The sequence below is a fragment of the Cupriavidus phytorum genome (genome assembly GCF_003254285.1).
Taxonomy (GTDB): Bacteria; Pseudomonadota; Gammaproteobacteria; order Burkholderiales; family Burkholderiaceae; genus Cupriavidus; species Cupriavidus phytorum.
The window spans coordinates 24,548-41,639 of record NZ_QKZN01000017.1; the positions used below are offsets into that span (position 1 = coordinate 24,548).

At 68.5% G+C, this 17,092-nt stretch carries 18 protein-coding genes; 13 read left to right on the plus strand and 5 right to left on the minus strand.

Annotated features, from left to right (window positions below; genetic code table 11):
• Window positions 1-59 precede the first annotated feature (59 nt).
• From C7416_RS26670 to metW, 4 genes are all read left to right on the plus strand, one after another.
• Window positions 60-998: a pyrimidine 5'-nucleotidase gene (locus tag C7416_RS26670; protein WP_111521720.1), complete on the plus strand. Its 939-nt coding sequence runs from the start codon at window positions 60-62 to the stop codon at window positions 996-998.
• Window positions 995-1,681, plus strand: a complete 687-nt coding sequence (gene slmA, locus C7416_RS26675; RefSeq protein WP_111521664.1) for a nucleoid occlusion factor SlmA — start codon at window positions 995-997, stop codon at window positions 1,679-1,681. The genes C7416_RS26670 and slmA overlap by 4 nt, the downstream gene beginning before the upstream one ends.
• Window positions 1,682-1,955: 274 nt before the next feature.
• A complete protein-coding gene (gene metX / locus C7416_RS26680) occupies window positions 1,956-3,137 on the plus strand; it encodes a homoserine O-succinyltransferase MetX (RefSeq protein ID WP_111521665.1) in 1,182 nt (393 codons plus the stop codon).
• Window positions 3,134-3,745, plus strand: a complete 612-nt coding sequence (gene metW, locus C7416_RS26685; RefSeq protein WP_062796341.1) for a methionine biosynthesis protein MetW — start codon at window positions 3,134-3,136, stop codon at window positions 3,743-3,745. The genes metX and metW overlap by 4 nt, the downstream gene beginning before the upstream one ends.
• Window positions 3,746-3,758: 13 nt before the next feature.
• Here metW and C7416_RS26690 read toward each other — a convergent pair whose 3' ends face one another.
• Entirely contained in the window at window positions 3,759-4,187 is a 429-nt protein-coding gene (locus C7416_RS26690; RefSeq protein ID WP_111521666.1) for a VOC family protein, read from the minus strand.
• 60 nt (window positions 4,188-4,247) lie between these two features.
• On the opposite strand from C7416_RS26690, the gene C7416_RS26695 reads away from it, so the two are divergent.
• Window positions 4,248-4,835: a TetR/AcrR family transcriptional regulator gene (locus C7416_RS26695; RefSeq protein ID WP_111521667.1), complete on the plus strand. Its 588-nt coding sequence runs from the start codon at window positions 4,248-4,250 to the stop codon at window positions 4,833-4,835.
• Between the two features lie 22 nt (window positions 4,836-4,857).
• On the opposite strand, the gene C7416_RS26700 is transcribed toward C7416_RS26695, so the two are convergent.
• Window positions 4,858-5,772, minus strand: coding sequence for a LysR family transcriptional regulator (locus C7416_RS26700; RefSeq protein WP_111521668.1), 915 nt, complete (start codon window positions 5,770-5,772; stop codon window positions 4,858-4,860).
• 111 nt (window positions 5,773-5,883) lie between these two features.
• Here C7416_RS26700 and C7416_RS26705 point away from each other — a divergent pair, with 111 nt between their 5' ends.
• Window positions 5,884-6,771 (plus strand): DMT family transporter, encoded by an 888-nt coding sequence (locus C7416_RS26705; RefSeq protein ID WP_111521669.1) that lies wholly within the window; start codon window positions 5,884-5,886, stop codon window positions 6,769-6,771.
• A 121-nt stretch (window positions 6,772-6,892) separates the two neighbouring features.
• Entirely contained in the window at window positions 6,893-7,741 is an 849-nt protein-coding gene (locus C7416_RS26710) for an acyl-CoA thioesterase (protein ID WP_111521670.1), read from the plus strand.
• A 13-nt stretch (window positions 7,742-7,754) separates the two neighbouring features.
• On the opposite strand, the gene C7416_RS26715 is transcribed toward C7416_RS26710, so the two are convergent.
• A complete protein-coding gene (locus C7416_RS26715) occupies window positions 7,755-9,014 on the minus strand; it encodes a muropeptide transporter (RefSeq protein ID WP_111521671.1) in 1,260 nt (419 codons plus the stop codon).
• A 100-nt stretch (window positions 9,015-9,114) separates the two neighbouring features.
• On the opposite strand from C7416_RS26715, the gene C7416_RS26720 reads away from it, so the two are divergent.
• Together C7416_RS26720 and C7416_RS26725 are read left to right on the plus strand one after the other, a co-directional pair.
• Complete coding sequence (locus C7416_RS26720; RefSeq protein ID WP_111521672.1) at window positions 9,115-10,092, plus strand: M48 family metallopeptidase; 978 nt, start codon at window positions 9,115-9,117, stop codon at window positions 10,090-10,092.
• A gap of 94 nt (window positions 10,093-10,186) precedes the next feature.
• Window positions 10,187-12,256 (plus strand): S8 family peptidase, encoded by a 2,070-nt coding sequence (locus C7416_RS26725; protein WP_111521673.1) that lies wholly within the window; start codon window positions 10,187-10,189, stop codon window positions 12,254-12,256.
• A 67-nt stretch (window positions 12,257-12,323) separates the two neighbouring features.
• Here C7416_RS26725 and argC read toward each other — a convergent pair whose 3' ends face one another.
• The gene (argC, locus tag C7416_RS26730; protein ID WP_111521674.1) at window positions 12,324-13,271 is read right to left on the minus strand and encodes an N-acetyl-gamma-glutamyl-phosphate reductase; all 948 of its coding nucleotides are present in this window, start codon (window positions 13,269-13,271) and stop codon (window positions 12,324-12,326) included.
• Between the two features lie 184 nt (window positions 13,272-13,455).
• Between argC and C7416_RS26735 the strand changes: the two genes are divergently transcribed.
• The gene (locus C7416_RS26735; protein ID WP_111521675.1) at window positions 13,456-13,752 is read left to right on the plus strand and encodes a type II toxin-antitoxin system MqsR family toxin; all 297 of its coding nucleotides are present in this window, start codon (window positions 13,456-13,458) and stop codon (window positions 13,750-13,752) included.
• A 26-nt stretch (window positions 13,753-13,778) separates the two neighbouring features.
• Window positions 13,779-14,177, plus strand: a complete 399-nt coding sequence (locus tag C7416_RS26740) for a type II toxin-antitoxin system MqsA family antitoxin (protein WP_111521676.1) — start codon at window positions 13,779-13,781, stop codon at window positions 14,175-14,177.
• A gap of 8 nt (window positions 14,178-14,185) precedes the next feature.
• Here C7416_RS26740 and C7416_RS26745 read toward each other — a convergent pair whose 3' ends face one another.
• Window positions 14,186-14,962 (minus strand): exodeoxyribonuclease III, encoded by a 777-nt coding sequence (locus C7416_RS26745; protein WP_111521677.1) that lies wholly within the window; start codon window positions 14,960-14,962, stop codon window positions 14,186-14,188.
• A gap of 27 nt (window positions 14,963-14,989) precedes the next feature.
• Between C7416_RS26745 and pyrE the strand changes: the two genes are divergently transcribed.
• Both pyrE and C7416_RS26755 read left to right on the plus strand, forming a co-directional pair.
• On the plus strand, window positions 14,990-15,685 hold the full coding sequence (pyrE, locus tag C7416_RS26750; protein WP_181461322.1) for an orotate phosphoribosyltransferase: 696 nt from the start codon (window positions 14,990-14,992) through the stop codon (window positions 15,683-15,685).
• Between the two features lie 90 nt (window positions 15,686-15,775).
• A complete protein-coding gene (locus tag C7416_RS26755; protein WP_111521678.1) occupies window positions 15,776-17,083 on the plus strand; it encodes a patatin-like phospholipase family protein in 1,308 nt (435 codons plus the stop codon).
• The last annotated feature ends 9 nt before the right edge of the window (window positions 17,084-17,092 follow it).

The following is a 17,092-nucleotide window of genomic DNA, read 5'->3' on the forward strand; positions in this document are numbered from 1 at the left end:
GCGGCGCCGGCCCCCGCCGGCCGCTCCGGCATATCCCACCATCCTCCGAGTTGCCCGGCGTGCCTTCCAGTCTTCCCTCACCGCGCCGTGTCCGCGCTCGCCTCCGCCGCCGTCCCGCGGGCAATACCTCCGGCGACACGGTCTGGCTGTTCGACCTCGATAACACGCTGCACGACGCCTCGCACGCGATCTTCCCGGCGATCAACCGGCTGATGACCGCCTACGTGGCGCGCGTGCTCGGTTGCGACGAGGCCACCGCCAGCCGCGTGCGCGTGGACTACTGGCAGCGCTACGGCGCCACGCTGCTCGGCATGATCCGCCACCATGGCGTCGACCCGGCGGACTTCCTGCGCGCCGCGCATGAGTTCCCGGCGCTGGCCGAGATGGTGCGGGTGCGGCGCGGCCTGGCCGCGCACCTGCGGCGCCTGCCCGGGCGCAAGATCCTGGTCACCAACGCGCCGCAGGACTATGCGCGCGCGGTGCTGGACATCGCCGGCATCCGCCATTGCTTCGAGCGCGTGGTGGCGATCGAGCAGATGTGGGTGCACGGCCACCTGCGGCCCAAGCCTGACCGCCGCATGCTGCGCCGGCTGCTGGCGCAGGCGCGCATCGCGCCGCATCGCGCGGTGCTGGTCGAGGACACGGTGTCGCATCTGAAGCGCTACGCCGGCACCGGCATCCGCACCGCGTGGGTGACCGGCTACCTGCGCACGGTCGCGCCGTCGCGACCGCACGTGGTGCCCGCCGCACATGACGACGGCAGCCGCCGCGACGCCGCGGTGCGCTCGACGCTCGAGGCTGAGGACCGCCGCCATGCCGGTCACGCCGTGCAGGAGCGCTCGGTGACGCTGGTGGCCGCCGAGACCCAGGCGCCGCAGGCGCAGCCCGGCAACGTGCCGCGCGTACGCGCGCGCGTGCCGAACCGGCCGGCCTATGTGGACATAAAAGTACAATCGATGCATCAACTCCAACGACGAATGCGGAGAACCGGGTCATGACGCAAAGCAACGGGCGCGAACCAGAGGCGGTCATCACGGGCAGCGCGCAGGGCAGCATGCAGGGCAGCGAGCCGGACGCCGACCAGCAGCCGGCGCTGCCGGCGCGCAAGCGTCCGCGCCCCGGCGAGCGCCGCGTGCAGATCCTGCAGACGCTGGCCACCATGCTGGAGCACCCGCGCGGGGAGAAGATCACCACCGCGGCGCTGGCCGCGCGCCTGAGCGTGTCCGAGGCGGCGCTGTACCGGCATTTCGCCAGCAAGGCGCAGATGTACGAGGGGCTGATCGGCTTTATCGAGCAGACCGTGTTCGGACTGATCAACCAGATCACCGACAAGGAAGAGCACGGCCTGCGCCAGGCGCATGCGATCGTGCGCATGCTGCTGTCGTTCGCGGAAAAGAACCCGGGCATGACGCGCGTGCTGACCGGCGAGGCCCTGGTGGGCGAGCACGAACGGCTGCAGGAGCGCATCAACCAGGTGGTGGACCGCATCGAGGCCTCGCTGCGCCAGTGCCTGAAGGTCGCGGTGACCCAGGCCGCGTTCCCGGCGGATGCCGATATTCCCGCGCGCGCCGCGCTGATCATGGCGGCGGTGCAGGGGCAGTGGCACCGCTATGCCAAGAGCGGTTTCCGCAAGTCGCCGTCGGACCATGCCGAGGCGCATCTGCGCGTGCTGCTGGGCTGAATGCAACCAGCCGGGCCGATTGCTCTATAATTGCCCGGTCGCGCCGATTTGATGACTGGCTTGCGGGCGCGCGGCAGCCAAGGACAGGGTCCGTGGCTCGCCACTATAAATGCGGCTAAAGAGGTTGGGTCGGCGCCCCATGCCACCACGGCAGTGGATGGCGCCGGCACGCGGAATCCCGCAAGGAATCCAGCGAATCCCGACTTGGCTGCGACGCTTGATACGCAAATGCCGGTCGGGTTTTTTTATGCCCGTTCGCCACGGGCCGGATTCCATGACTGATGTCGCCCTGCCGACCGCCGCGCCTGCCGCGTTCGACCTGCCGCCGGATTCGGTCGGCGTGGTCGCGCCGCAGCGCATGCACTTTGCCGAGCCGCTGAAGCTGCGCAACGGCTCGTCCATCGCCGGCTACGACCTGATGGTCGAGACCTACGGCACGCTCAACGCGGACCGCTCCAACGCGGTGCTGGTGTGCCACGCGCTGAACGCCTCGCACCATGTCGCCGGCGTCTATGCCGACGCCCCGCGCGACGTGGGCTGGTGGGACAACATGGTCGGTCCCGGCAAGCCGCTCGATACCAACCGCTTCTTCGTCATCGGCGTCAACAACCTGGGCTCGTGCTTCGGCTCGACCGGGCCGATGAGCCTGAACCCCGCCACCGGCGCACCGTATGGCGCGGCGTTCCCGGTGGTTACGGTGGAAGACTGGGTCAATGCGCAGGCGCGCGTGGCCGACGCCTTCGGCATCACGCAGTTTGCCGCGGTGATGGGCGGCAGCCTCGGCGGCATGCAGGCGGTGGCCTGGAGCCTGATGTATCCGGAGCGCCTGCGCCACTGCATCGTGATCGCCTCCACGCCCAAGCTGTCGGCGCAGAACATCGCCTTCAACGAAGTGGCGCGCAGCGCGATCCTGTCGGACCCCGACTTCCACGGCGGCAACTACTACGCGCACGGCGTCAAGCCCAAGCGCGGGCTGCGCGTGGCGCGCATGATCGGCCATATCACCTACCTGTCGGACGAGGACATGGCCGAGAAATTCGGCCGCGAGCTCAAGAGCGAGGACATCCGCTTCTCGTTCGACGTCGAGTTCCAGGTGGAAAGCTACCTGCGCTACCAGGGCGACAAGTTCGCCGAGTACTTCGACGCCAACACCTACCTGCTGATCACGCGCGCGCTCGACTACTTCGATCCCGCGCTGGCGCACGGCGGCGACCTGACCCGTGCGATGGCGCAGACCAAGGCCAGCTTCCTGGTGGCCAGCTTCGGCACCGACTGGCGCTTCGCGCCCAGCCGCAGCCGCGAACTGGTCAAGGCGCTGCTGGACAACAAGCGCCCGGTCTCGTACGCCGAGATCGACGCGCCGCACGGCCACGACGCCTTCCTGCTCGACGACCCGCGCTATCACAACCTGATGCGCGCCTACTACGACCGCATCGCTGAGGAGATCGGCGCATGAACGCCCTGGCCAATCCCAATATCCTGGCGCTGCGCCCCGACTTCCGCGCGATCGCGCGCTGGATCGAACCCAACTCCACCGTGCTCGACCTGGGCTGCGGCGACGGCAGCCTGCTGCGCGTGCTGCAGGACGAGCTCGAGGTGCAGGCCTATGGCATCGAGATCCGCGACGAAGGCGTGCTGGCCTGCGCGCAGAAGGGCGTGCATGTCATCCAGCAGAACCTGGAAGGCGGGCTGGCGCTGTTCGAGGACAAGAGCTTCGATACGGTGATCCTGTCGCAGACGCTGCAGACCATCCACAACACCGCGCAGGTGCTGCGCGACACGCTGCGGGTGGGGCGCGAGTGCATCGTCTCGTTCCCGAACTTCGGCTACTGGCCGCACCGGCTGTCGGTGTTCCGCGGCCGCATGCCGGTGTCGGAATCGCTGCCTTACCAGTGGTACAACACGCCCAACGTGCGCGTGCTGACCATCAGCGACTTCGAGGCGCTGGCGCCCAAGGTCGGCCTGCGCGTGATCGACCGCGTCGTGATGCACGAGGGCGTAACCGTCAGCTGGGGCGTCAACTGGCGCGGCAGCCTGGCGGTGTACCGGGTCTGCGCCGCCTGAACGGGATCGCCGCCTAGGCCGGCAGCGCGCCGGCCTGGTACTGCGCCGCGAACTCCGCCGATGGCGGGATCGGCTTGATGATGTCGATCAGCACGCCGTTGGGATCGGCGGTGATGAAGTGCCGCTGGCCGAAGGCCTCGTCGCGCAGCGGCTGCAGGATCGGCAGCCCGGCCGCGCGCAGGCGCTCATGGACGGCATCCGGGTCTTCCACCTCGAAGTTCAGCAGCAGCCCCTGTGCGTGCTGGCCGCGGGCCGGCGCCGGTATGGTCGGGTGGCTGCCATCGAGCACGGCGAGGTTGACCGTAGGGTCGTCCGCCAGTTGCACGTGCACATACCAGTCGCTGGCGAACAGGGCCGTGAAGCCGAAATGCCGTTGATAGAACGCGGCCGTCCCGGCCACATCGGCAGTCATGATGACCGGGTAATAGCTGGTGACTTTCATGATGGCTCCTCGTTAAATACATGCAGTCTGTATGTAAATAGATATTAAGATACAGGCTGCATGTTTGCAAGGAACCCAACCGTGGCCCGCACCAACCGCGAACGTACCGAAGCCACCCGCCAGGCGCTGACCGAGGCTGCCCGCACCCTGTTCGTCAGCCGAGGCTACGCTGAAACCTCGACGCCTGACGTCTGCGCCGCCGCCGGCATCACGCGGGGCGCGCTGTACCACCACTTTGCCGACAAGCGCGACCTGTTCCGCCACGTGCTGGCCGAGGAAGCCGCGGCCGTCGCCGCCGATATCGAGGCCGCCACGCCGGCGGGGCAAGACGCGGCCGAGGCCCTGCTCGATGGCGCGCAAGCCTACCTGCAGGCGATGACGGTACCCGGACGCACCCGCCTGCTGCTGGTGGAAGGGCCCGCGGTGCTGGGATTGCGCGAGATGCTGGCCCTCGACGAGGCCAACGCTGCCCGCACCCTGCGCGAGGGGCTGGAGGCGGCGGGCGTGGACGCCGGCGGCGTGGCCCCGCTGCTGTCGGCAGCGTTCGACCGCGCCGCGCTCGAGATCGAGGCCGGCGCCGATGCCGGCAGCGTGCGTGAAGCGATGCTATGGCTGCTGCGGCGGGTGCTGGGGCAGGCCGGGGGCTAGCAGCCCGCGCACCGGCGGAACCTTAACGCGGTGCGTCGCCGGCGCTGGCAGCCAGGTGGTCGACAAAGGCCCGCACCTTGGGCGGCACATGCCGCGTCGGCGTGTACACCGCGTATGCCGTGCCGATGTAGGGTTCCAGGATGTCCCAGTCCCCCAGCACGGTGACGACGCGCCCCCGTTCCAGCGCATCGCTCAGCGAGAAATCCGGCACCAGCCCGATGCCGGCGTCGCGCTCGACCATGCTCATGATCGCCAGGCTGTTGTTCAGCGTCAGCCGCGGCGGGATGCGGACCTCCACCTTGTCGCCGCCGGCGTGGTGGCGCAGGGTCCAGCGCTCGCCGAAATTGCCGTAGCCGAGGTAGAGGCAGCGCGCCGCCGGCAGGTCGGCCGGCGTTGCCGGCGCGCCATGGCGCTCCAGGTAGCCGGGCGAGGCCACCAGCCGGTAGCGCACCTCGCGCAGCGGCCGCGCCGCCAGGCCGGGGGCCAGTTCGCGCGCGATGCGCACGGCTACATCCAGGCCTTCCTCGACCAGGTCGACCATGCGGTCGGCCAGCGTCAGTTGCAGGTCCAACCCCGGGTATTTCGCCAGCAACGACGGCAGCCGCGGCGCCAGCCAGGCTTGGCCAAAAGACACCGGCGCGCTCACGCGCAGCACGCCGTGCGGCGCGCCGCCGTGTTCGCCGGCCAGCGCGGTGACCTCGCGCGCGGCGGCGGTCATGCGCGCGCAGGCGGCGTAGACCGACTGGCCCAGCTCGGTCAGCGCGAACGCGCGCGTGGTCCGCTGCAGCAGGCTCGCGCCGAGCCGGGCCTCGAGCCGGGAGACATGGCGGCTGACCGCCGACGGTGTCATGCCGAGGTCTTGCGCGGCGGCCGAGAAGCTGCCGCACTCGACCACGCGCGCAAACACCGCCATCGCATTGAGTGGCGCATCCAGCATGCCGCATCTCCTGTCTTTGACCTGTCGTCAAATACTAATTGAGTTGCCGCCACATTGTTGACTTCCGTGACGAGTGGAACAATGCGGCCATTGGCTAAACCGGAGTTCCTCATGCCTTCGCAACAATCGCAGCCGGGCGGCACCTGGCGCATGGCCGCCGCCATGGTGCTGTCGGGCACCATCGGCTGGTTCGTGGTGACCAGCGGCCAGCCGCCGCTGGACGTGGTGTTCTTCCGCTGCCTTTTCGGCGGCGCAGCGCTGCTCGGCGTGCTGACCTTGCAGCGCGGCTGGGTGCGCATGACCCGTGCCCAGGCCGGCTGGCTGGTGCTGGGCGGCGTCACGCTGGTGCTCAACTGGCTGGCGCTGTTCTCGGCGTACGCGTACAGCGGCATTGCCATCGCCACGGTGGTCTACCACACCCAGCCATTTTTCCTGCTGCTGCTGACCTCGGTGCTGCAGCGCGAGCCGTTCCCGTTCGCGCGGCTGCCATGGCTGGTGCTGGCCTTTGCCGGCGTCATGCTGATCACCGGGCTCGAGCACGGCGCCGGCGGCGCGTCGATGCTGGCCGGCATCGGCCTGGGCCTGCTGGCGGCACTGCTGTACGCCGTGACCACGCTGGCGACGCGGCGGCTGCAGGCGATCCCGCCGGGACAGATCGCCGGGCTGCAGATGGTGCTGGGCGTGCTGATGCTGGCGCCGCTGGCGCATCCGGCCGCGGGCAGCTATGGCGGCGGCACCTGGGCCGCGCTGCTGGCGCTCGGGCTGGTGCATACCGGCGTGATGTACACGCTGCTGTACGGCGCCTTCCAGCGGCTGTCGGTGGTGTCGATCGCCACGCTGTCGTTCATCTATCCGCTGGTGGCGATCGTCATCGACGTGATGGTGTTTGGCGTGGTCCTTGGGCCGCTGCAGGTGGCCGGCATGGCGCTGGTGCTGCTGGGCGTGGTCGCCAACCAGCTGGGCTGGGCGCTGCCGTTGCGGCGGCGGGCGCGGGGATGAAGCGAGGCATGGCCGGGCGCGGCCGGTCACATGGCCACGCTTGACCGGAATGCTGACTACGGTTAGTGTAGGCAGCTAGCGAACGATCGTTCTATTCCAACGAGACCAGCCTGCTTCCGCCATGTCCACTGCGCCCCAGATCCAAGCCGCCGCTGTTTCCAGCCAGCTCCATCCCTTCGACGACGCGCTGGCGCTGGTGCCGGCCGGCGAACACCTTTTCCAGGGCCGCACCACGCCGGCGTACTGGAACATGATCGGCCCGTTTGGCGGCATCACGGCCGCCACGCTGCTGCAGGCGGCCATGAACCACCCGCAGCGCCTCGGCGAGCCGGTCTCGCTGACCGTCAACTTTGCCGGCCCGATTGCCGAGGGCCCGTTCGAGATCGAGGCGCGTCCGGTCCGCACCAACCGCTCGACCCAGCACTGGACCCTGGAACTGCGCCAGGGCGATGCCGTTGCCACCACCGCCACCGCGATGTTCGCGGTGCGGCGCGACACCTGGGCCTGCGGCGAAGCGGTGATGCCGGAGGTGCCGGCCGCCGACACGCTGCCGGGAATGGGCGGGTTTGCACCGGTGCGCTGGCTCAAGGCTTACGACATGCGGCCGGTGCGCGGCGCCAAGCCCATCGCCGAGGCCGGCACCGAGCACCCGGACAGCCTGACCCAGTTCTGGCTGCGCGACGCGCCGGCGCGCACGCCCGACTTCGCCGCGGTGGCGGCGTGGGCCGACAGCTTCTACCCGCGCATCTTCCTCAAGCGCGCCGGCTTCGTGCCGGCCGGCACGGTGTCGATGACCACGTATTTCCATGCCGATGCGTCCACGCTGGCCGACCTGGGCGACAGCCACGTGCTGGCCAGCGCGCAGGCACAGGTGTTCCGGCAAGGCTTTTTCGACCAGCGCGCGCAGCTGTGGAGCGCCGCGGGCGAGTTGATCGCCAGCTCGCACCAGATCGTCTACTACAAGGAATAAGCCGGCCGGCGGCTCAGGCCACCGCTTCTCGCGCCTGGGCCTCGTAGCGGTGCACGGTATGGCGCATCGCCCAGAGCAGCATCACGCCTGGCAGCGCCACGACTACGGTGCCGAGATAGAACGGCGCCCAGCCCCAGGCCTCGACCATGTAGCCCGACGTCGGTCCCACGTAGACCCGGCCCACCGATGCCAGCGCCGACAGCAGCGCGTACTGCGTGGCCGAGAACGAGCGGTTGCACAGCGTCATCAGCAGCGCGACGAAGGCCGCCGTGCCCATGCCGCCGCACAGGTTCTCGACCGCGATGGTCGCGCCCATGGTCCACAGGTGCGGCGGGGTCACCGCCAGGATCCAATAGCCCAGGTTCGACACCGCCTGCAGCACGCCGAACAGCATCAGCGAACGGTACAGGCCCAGCCGCACCATCAGCGTGCCGCCGAACAGCGCGCCCAGGATGGTCGCGGCCAGCCCCAGGGTCTTGTTGACGATGCCGACCTCGCCCGCCGAGAAGCCCGCGCCGCGGATCAGGAAGGTGGTCGACAGGCTGCCGGCAAAGGCGTCGCCGAGCTTGTACAGCACGATCAGCAGCAGCAGCCACCAGGCCCCCGGGCGCGCGAAGAAGTCGCGCAGCGGGCCCACCACCGCCTCTTCCAGCGAGCGCGGCGCGCGCGCGGGCACGTCGGGCTCCGGCGCCCACAGCAGCGTCAGGATGCCCACGCCCATCAGTGCTGCCATCAGCAGGTAGGTCTGCTGCCAGCCCAGCACGCGGTCCGCCAGCCACAGCGCCAGCCCGCCCGAGACCAGCATCGCCAGCCGGTAGCCCAGCACCTTGACCGCCGCGCCGGCGCCGCGCTCGGCCGGGCGCAGCACGTCGGTGCTGTAGGCGTCGAAGACGATGTCCTGCGAGGCCGACAGGAACGCCACCAGCGTGGCCAGCGCCGCCAGCATCCACAGCGCCTGCTGCGGCGGGCAGAACGCCATGCCGGCGATGCCCAGCACCAGCCCGACCTGGGTCAGCAGCAGCCAGCCGCGCCGGCGCCCCATCAGCGGCGGCGTGTAGCGGTCCATCAACGGTGCCCACAGGAACTTGAAGATATAGGCCTGGCCCACCAGCGAGAAAAAGCCGATGGTCTTGATGTCCAGCCCTTCGACCGTCATCCACGCCTGCAGGGTGCCGGAGGTCAGCGCCAGCGGCAGGCCGGAGGCGAAGCCCAGCATCAGCATGGCGCCGATGCGGCGGTTGCGGAAGATATCGAGATAGGTCTGGAAATTCATGGATGGGGCGGCCGTGTGCCGCCCGCGCGGCTGCGCGGGCGCCGTGTATTATTGCACCACCTGTTTGCCCACTCTCCGATTGCGCCCGAGGAATCGCCCCATGCGTCGCCGCCTGCAAGGTGTTCAGCGTCCCCATCGACTGCGGCTGGCCCGTGCGCTGGCGCTGGCCGCGGCCGTGCTGCCGCTCGGCTGGAGCCAGCCGGCGCCGGCGCAGCCGCAGGACGGCGGTGCCGGCGGTGCCGGCGGTATCCGGCTGAACCCGGGCGGCTCGGCGGTGCGCAATATCGTGCCGGCCGAGGTGATCGAGCAGCAGGCGGTGCAGGAATACGAGCAGCTCAAGCAGGAGGCCAGCGCCAAGCGCGCGCTGGCGCCCGACAACCACCCGCAACTGGTGCGCCTGCGCGCCATCGGCAAGCGGCTGCTGCCGCAGACCGCACGCTGGAACGAGCGCGCGCGGCAATGGCAGTGGGAGATCAACCTGATCGGCTCCAAGCAGGTCAATGCCTTCTGCATGCCGGGCGGCAAGATCGCGGTCTATACCGGGCTGCTCGACCAGCTCAAGCTGACCGACGACGAAGTCGCGATGGTGATGGGGCACGAGATCGCGCACGCGCTGCAGGAGCATGCGCGCGAGCGCGCCGCCAAGTCCGAGATCACCAACCTCGGTGCCAACGTGATCTCGCAGCTGTTCGGCTTCGGCAACCTCGGCAATATGGCGCTGGGCACCGGCGCGCACCTGCTGACGCTGCGCTTTTCCCGCTCGGACGAGTCCGAGGCCGACCTGATCGGCATGGATGTGGCCGCGCGCGCCGGCTACGATCCGCGCGCGGCGGTGTCGCTGTGGCAGAAGATGGGCAAGGTCTCGCAGTCCGGCGCCGAGTTCCTGTCGACCCATCCGTCCGGGCGCAGCCGCATCGCCGACCTGGAAAGGCACTTGCCCGAAGTGCTGCCGCTGTATGCGCGCGCGATCAACACCACGGTCGACAAGCTGCCGCCCTACCGCCCCAATATGACGGGGCTGGGCGATGCGCCGGTGGATGCCGGCGACGAGGACCGGCAAAAGCCGCTGAAGCGCTGAACGGCGCCGCGACCAGCCGCGCCGCATTCCGGACAGCGCCTTGATGGCGTGAAGCCGGCGCCGGGGACAATGCGACAACCGCAGGGGAACCCGCATGAGCCTGAACCGCATGAGCCCGTCGGAACGACGGGCCGCGTATCTGCTGATCTTCGCCGGCTGCGAGGCCGAGCCCGACCGCTTCACCAGCGACCTGCCGGTCAGCTCCGAAGTCTGGCTGCTGTATGCATCCGGCGAATCGTTCGAGGTGCCGCGCGGCCTGCTGCTGACCCCGCACCACGGCGCCGGCATCGCCGCGCTGCGCGCCGCGGTACTGAGGCGCCTGCCGGCGCTGGCCGGTCCGGCAGCGGACCCCGCCGGCCCGCGCTTCCTTGCCGCCAATGAATCGCACCTGCTGGCGCAGATCGATTTCTTCGACATGCTGCGCTTGCTGCCGCTCACCGCCTGGTGGCACCGCGAGGTGCGCGTGCCGATGGCCGGCATCAGGTGGACGCCCGCCGCGCGCAGTGCGCTGGCGCTGAGCCTGACCGGCGATGCGCTGGTACGCTGGCTGGGCGAGTCGGTGCTGGCCCATGTCGGCAGCGAGGCGGCGCTGGCGCGCTTCAAGGACATCGGCTACACCGCGGCGCGTACCCGCTTCGGCGGCCTCACCGCGCCGGCCGGGCAGGCGCTGGGGCGGCTGGTCAATGTCGCCGCGCAGTATGTCGCGCTGACGCTGCTGGGCCTGCACGACGACAGCTTCCCGCCCGGTGGCCTGACGCGGCGTGTCACGCAGGCCAGCCGCCAGGTGCTCGAGACACTGTGGGATTGCCTGCGCGAGGACCATGTGGAGGGGGCCGCCACGCCGACCGCCGGCATGGCCGCCGGAGACGCCGCCGCTGCCGCCGCCATCTCGCCGCTATGGCGCATCTCGGTCAACCGGCCGGCCGAGCACGCGGTGTTCGCCTCGCGCAAGACCGTCAAGGCCGATGCGGCCATCCGCGTGTTCGATACCGGCGGACAGGGCGTGCGCTGGGCGGTGATCGATTCCGGCATCGACGCGCGCCATCCGGCCTTCTTCGATCCGCTCAAGCTGGACGGGCCGCTGCCCGTGCGCGACGGGCTGATCGCGCCGCGCCTGTCGCGCGTGGTCCGGACGCTGGACTTCACGCGCCTGTCGGCGATCACCAGCGGCCGCCTGCCGCCCATGCCCAAGGGCAAGCGCGGGCCCGGCGAGGCGGAACTCCGGCAGCACATCGCCGCGATTGCCGAGGACCTGGCGCATGGCCGCATCATCGACTGGTCGGTGATCGAGCCCCTGCTGGAAATCAGCCACGATGACCCGGCGCAGTACGTGGCGCCCGGCGGCAGCCACGGTACGCATGTGGCGGGCATCATCGGCGCCGGCTGGCCTGCGTCGGCCTACCTGGCGCGGCCGGATCCCATGCCGCTGCCGCCCGAGCTGATGGAGGCCGGTGAGGTCAGCGGCATCTGCCCGCGCATCGAACTGCTCGACCTGCGCATTTTCGACGCGCAGGGCAGGGGCGACGAGTTCGGCATCCTGGGCGCGCTGCAGTATGTGCGCTGGCTCAACCAGAGCCGCGACCGGCAGTCGGTGCACGGCATCAACCTGAGCGTGGCGCTGCGCCACGACGTGCGGAGCTACGCCTGCGGCAGCACCCCGGTGTGTGTGGAGTGCGACCGCCTGGTGGCAAGCGGCGTGATCGTGGTGGCGGCGGCGGGCAACTACGGCTACGACGAGGCCTTCGCCGCCGAACACATGGGCGCCGGCTTCCGCGGCCAGACCATCACCGATCCCGGCAATGCGCGCGCCGTGATCACGGTGGGCGCGACCCATCGCACCGATCCCTACCGCTTCGGCATCTCCTACTTTTCCAGCCATGGCCCCACCGGCGACGGCCGCATCAAGCCCGACCTGGTGGCACCGGGGGAGAAGATCACCTCGACCGTGCCCGGCGGCACGCTGGCGTCGATGGACGGCACCAGCATGGCGGCACCGCATGTGTCGGGAGTCGCGGCGCTGCTGCTGTCGCGCAACAATGAACTGATGGGCCAGCCCGAGACGGTCAAGAGCATCCTGTGCGCCGCCGCCACCGACCTCGGGCGCGAGCGCGCTTTCCAGGGGGCCGGGCTGGTCGACGCGCTGCGCGCGCTGCAGCGCGTGTAAGCCGCGGCCGCGGGGCAACAAAAAAGCCGGCAGTGCCGGCTTTTTTGACGTGCGGGAACGGCAGGCTTCAGGCGCGCAGTCCGCTGGCCTCGTCGGCCCCCACATGCACGTTCATGCATTGCACCGCCGCGCCGGCCGCACCCTTGCCCAGGTTGTCCAGGCGCGCCACCAGGTTCAGGCGCTCGGCATTGCCGAACACGAACAGGTCGACGCGGTTGGTGTCGTTGTTGGCCTGCACGTCGAAGAATCCGCCGTCGAGGTTGTCGGCGCTGTTGTACGGCATCACGCGCACGAACTGCTCGCCTTCATAGTGCTGGCGATAGATCTCGACGATCTGCTCGGGGCTGGCCTTGCGCGCCAGCCGCTCGGCAAACACCGGCACCGTCACCGCCAGGCCCTTCAGGAAATTGCCGACGATGGGGTTGAAGATCGGCGCCTGTGCCAGGCCAGCCTGCACGCGCATTTCCGGCAGGTGCTTGTGCTCCAGGCCGAGCGCGTAGGGGCGCGGGCTGTTCAGCTTCGGGTTACCGCCGGCTTCGAACTCGGCAATCATCGACTTGCCGCCGCCGCTGTAGCCGGTCAGCGAGAACGCCGTCAGCGGGTAGTCGGCCGGCAGCACGCCGGCATCCACCAGCGGGCGCACCGCCAGCACGAAGGCGCTGGCGTGGCAGCCCGGCACCGCGATGCGCTTGCTGGCGCGGATCTTGTCGCGCTGGCCGCGCGCCAGTTCGGGCAGGCCGTAGGCCCAGTTGTCGGCGGTGCGGAACGCCGTGCTGGCGTCGATCACACAGGTGTTCGGGTTGGTCACCAGCGACACCGCCTCGCGCGAGGCCACGTCGGGCAGGCACAGGAAGGCGACGTCGGCGGCGTTCAGGAAGCGTGCTCGTTCGGCCGGGTCCTTGCGCTTGTCTTCGGCAATGCGCAGCAGTTCCACGTCGGCACGACCGGAAAGATAGTCAAGCAGCCGGAGACCGGTGGTGCCTTCCTGACCATCGACGAACACTTTGAAAACCATGGCTGACTCACTCAATGAAGTGCGGGGGAATGCTTTGGATATGAGAAATCTCCCCTGCCGGGCGCTGTGGGGAACCTGCATTGTAGCGGGGATGGGGGCCGGTCGCAGGGGTTTGTACGGATTGGATTATTGCGATTTGGCACAGTTCAGAACTTGCTGGCAATAACCAAATAGGTTAATTTGCATGGAGAAGGGAACGGCGCATTACAGCCTGGCGGAAGTGCGGGCACTTCTCGAGGCGGGGCGGATGAGGCTGACTCGTACTGCTTACGACGGAGCGAACCAGATGGGGCTGAATAAGCGAAGTGTGCGTGACATACTTCTGCAGCTTGCCCCGCGGGACTTTTACAAGAGCATGACAGCCTATGAGGATCACACGGTGTGGCAGGACGTCTATCGGCCTATCACACCGAATGGCGCCTTGTATGTGAAGCTCATAGTCACCGATGGCGTGTTGGTCGTTTCATTCAAATTCAGGTAGTTCACAGAGCAAGGAGGAGCGGTCAGATGAAGTGCCCGGAATGTGGCGGCGCCGAACTCGTGGATGGACTGCGAGACGTGCCCTATACATATCGTGGCGAGACCACGGTAATTCGCAATGTCAGGGGGGATTGGTGCCCGAGGTGTGGAGAAGGAGTCATGCCCATGCATGACGATTCACTGGGCGAAGCGATGCTCGCCTTTAACAAGCAAGTCAACGCCAAATACCTCGACCCCACCTTCATCACTGCGGTTCGCAAAAAGCTTCGCCTTGATCAGCGCGAGGCAGCCGAAATATTTGGCGGGGGCGTCAATGCATTTTCTCGGTATGAGACGGGGCGGACCATGCCGCCGCTGGCGCTGATCAAGCTGCTGAAAGTGCTGGACCGCCACCCCGAACTGCTAGAGGAGGTCCGGGCGGCCTGAAGCTATGGTCAGAGCGGAAAGTTATAGTCGATCGACAGCGGCGCGTGGTCGCTGAACTTCTCGTCCTTGTAGATCGAGCACAGCTGCGCGGTGTCGGCGATCTTCGGCGTGGCGAGGTGGTAGTCGATGCGCCAGCCAACGTTCTTGGCATAGGCCTGGCCGCGGTTGCTCCACCACGTGTACTGGTCCGGGCGCGGGTCCAGCTTGCGGAACACGTCGACATAGCCATGCACGTCGAACAGTTCGCCGATCCACGCGCGCTCTTCCGGCAGGAAGCCCGAGTTCTTCAGGTTGCCCTTCCAGTTCTTGATGTCGATTTCCTTGTGCGCGATGTTGACGTCGCCGCACAGCACGATCTCGCGCCCGCTGGCCTTGAGCTGCAGCAGGTGCGGCAGGAACGCTTCCATGAAGCGGAACTTTGCCAGCTGGCGTTCCTCGCCACTCGAGCCGGACGGCACGTACACCGAAATCACCGCCAGGTGCGGATACTGCACTTCAACATAGCGGCCTTCGCTGTCGAACTCGGCATTGCCGAATCCGGTGATGACCCGCTCGGGCTTGTGGCGCGTGTAGAGCCCGACGCCGCTGTAGCCCTTCTTCTCGGCGTAATGGAAAAAGCCGTGGTAACCGTGTGGCGCCAGGAACGCTTCCGTCATGTCGGCGGCCTGCGCCTTCAGTTCCTGCACACAGACCATGTCTGCGTCCTGCTTGCCCATCCAGTCGAAAAAGCCCTTCTTCGACGCGGAGCGGATGCCGTTGAGGTTGGCGCTGATAATCCGTAACATTCGGGGAAATTTTGAATTCAGAGAGAAATGATGACGCAGCAGAATCCGCCCGCGGCGACAGCCGGTACTGACCTCAGCCAGACCTTTATCCGCTTTGCGCTCGACGCGGGCGTGCTGTCGTTCGGCGAGTTCGTCACCAAGGCCGGCCGCAAGTCGCCTTACTTCTTCAATGCCGGCCTGTTCAACCAGGGCGGCATGCTGGGCCAGGTGGCGCAATTCTATGCGAAAACCCTGCTGGCCTCGGGCGTGCAGTTCGACGTGCTGTTCGGGCCGGCGTACAAGGGCATCACGCTGGCTTCGGCGACGGCGGTGGCGCTGGCCGGCATGGGACGTGACGTCGGCTTCGCCTACAACCGCAAGGAAGCCAAGGACCACGGCGAGGGCGGCACCCTGGTCGGGGCCAAGCTGCAGGGCAAGGTGGTGATTGTCGACGACGTGATCTCCGCCGGCACCTCGGTGCGCGAGTCGGTCAACCTGATCCGCGCCGCCGGCGCCGAGCCCGCCGCGGTGCTGATCGCGCTGGACCGCATGGAAAAGAGCGGCACCGCCGACCAGGTCGGCACCCATTCGGCGGTGCAGGACGTGCAGCGCGAATTCGGCATCCCGGTGATCGCCATCGCCAGCCTGAAGGACCTGCTGGCCTATCTCGATGCCTCGCAGGATCCGGCGCTGGGCGCCTCGCGCGAGGCCGTGGCGGCCTATCGTCAGCGCTACGGCGTCTGAAACCGTTGCAGAGACCGGGCGCTGGCAGCCAGCGCCCGGGGCGTGGCCGGTGGGCACACGGCTGACTTTCAGACTGGGAGGGAGCGCGGCGTGGCGGCAAAGGAGCGGCAGGAACGGGCAGTGCGGCAGGCGGCAACGCCATCCCCAACGGCGGAGTCCGCCGCCAACGGCGATTCGCTGGCCGAGCGCGGCGCCCAGGTGCGGCCGCGCAAGCCGGTGCGCAAGGCGGCCAAGGCGCCCGACCGGCCCGCGCACGAGGCCTATGCCGTGCGCGCGCTGGTGCTGCAGGGCGGCGGCGCGCTCGGTGCCTACCAGGCCGGCGTGTACCAGGGGCTGGCCGACGGCGGCATCTTCCCAAGCTGGGTCGCCGGCATTTCGATCGGTGCCTTGAACGCGGCCATCATCGCCGGCAATCCGCCGCAGCGCCGGGTCGAGCAGCTGCGGGCGTTCTGGGAACACATCTGCGCGCAGCCGTGGCTGCCCAGCCTGTCCTACACCTGGTTTGCCGATGAGGCGGCAAGCTGGCCCGAGCCGATGCGGATCTGGTTCGACGGCCTGCACGCGGCGCGCGCCATGCTGGAGGGCCAGCGCGGCTTCTTCCAGCCGCGCAGCTGGCCGGCGCTGATGTCGCGCTACTCGGACCCGACCCATGCCAGCTTCTACGACACCAAGCCGCTGAAGGCCACGCTGGAGCGCTTTGCCGACTTCGACCTGATCAACCATCGCCCCGACCTGATGCGGGTCTCGGTGGGCGCGGTCAATGTGCGCACCGGCAACTTCGCCTACTTCGACAATACCCGCGACAAGCTCTGCGCCGAGCATTTCATGGCCTCGGGCGCGCTCCCGCCGGGCTTTCCGGCGGTGGAGATCGATGGCGAATACTACTGGGACGGCGGATTGGTCTCGAACACGCCGCTGGCCGAGGTGCTGACCGCGCAGCCGCGGCGCGACGCGCTGATCTTCCAGGTCGACCTGTGGAGTGCGCGCGGCAAGCTGCCGCACGACCTGATCGACGTGGCCGAGCGCCAGAAGGACATCCAGTATTCCAGCCGCACGCGGGCCATCACCGACTATATGCGAGAGCAGCAGAACCTGCGCCGCATGCTCAACGAGGTGATGGCGCTGGTGCCGCAGTCAAAGCGCGACAATGACTGGTACCGCCGTGCCGCGGAGCAGTCGTGCGATGCGCGCCGCAACGTGATCCAGCTGATCTACCGCGACAAGTCGTTCGAGAATCTGGCCAAGGACTACCAGTTCGGCCCGCTGACCATGCATGAGCACTGGACCAGCGGCTTGGAGGATATCCGCCAGACGCTGCGCCATCCGCACTGGCTGGCCATGCCCAGCCGCGAGCAGCCCTTCGTCACGCACGACGTGCATCGGGGCAACGGCGGCTGAGCCTGGCCT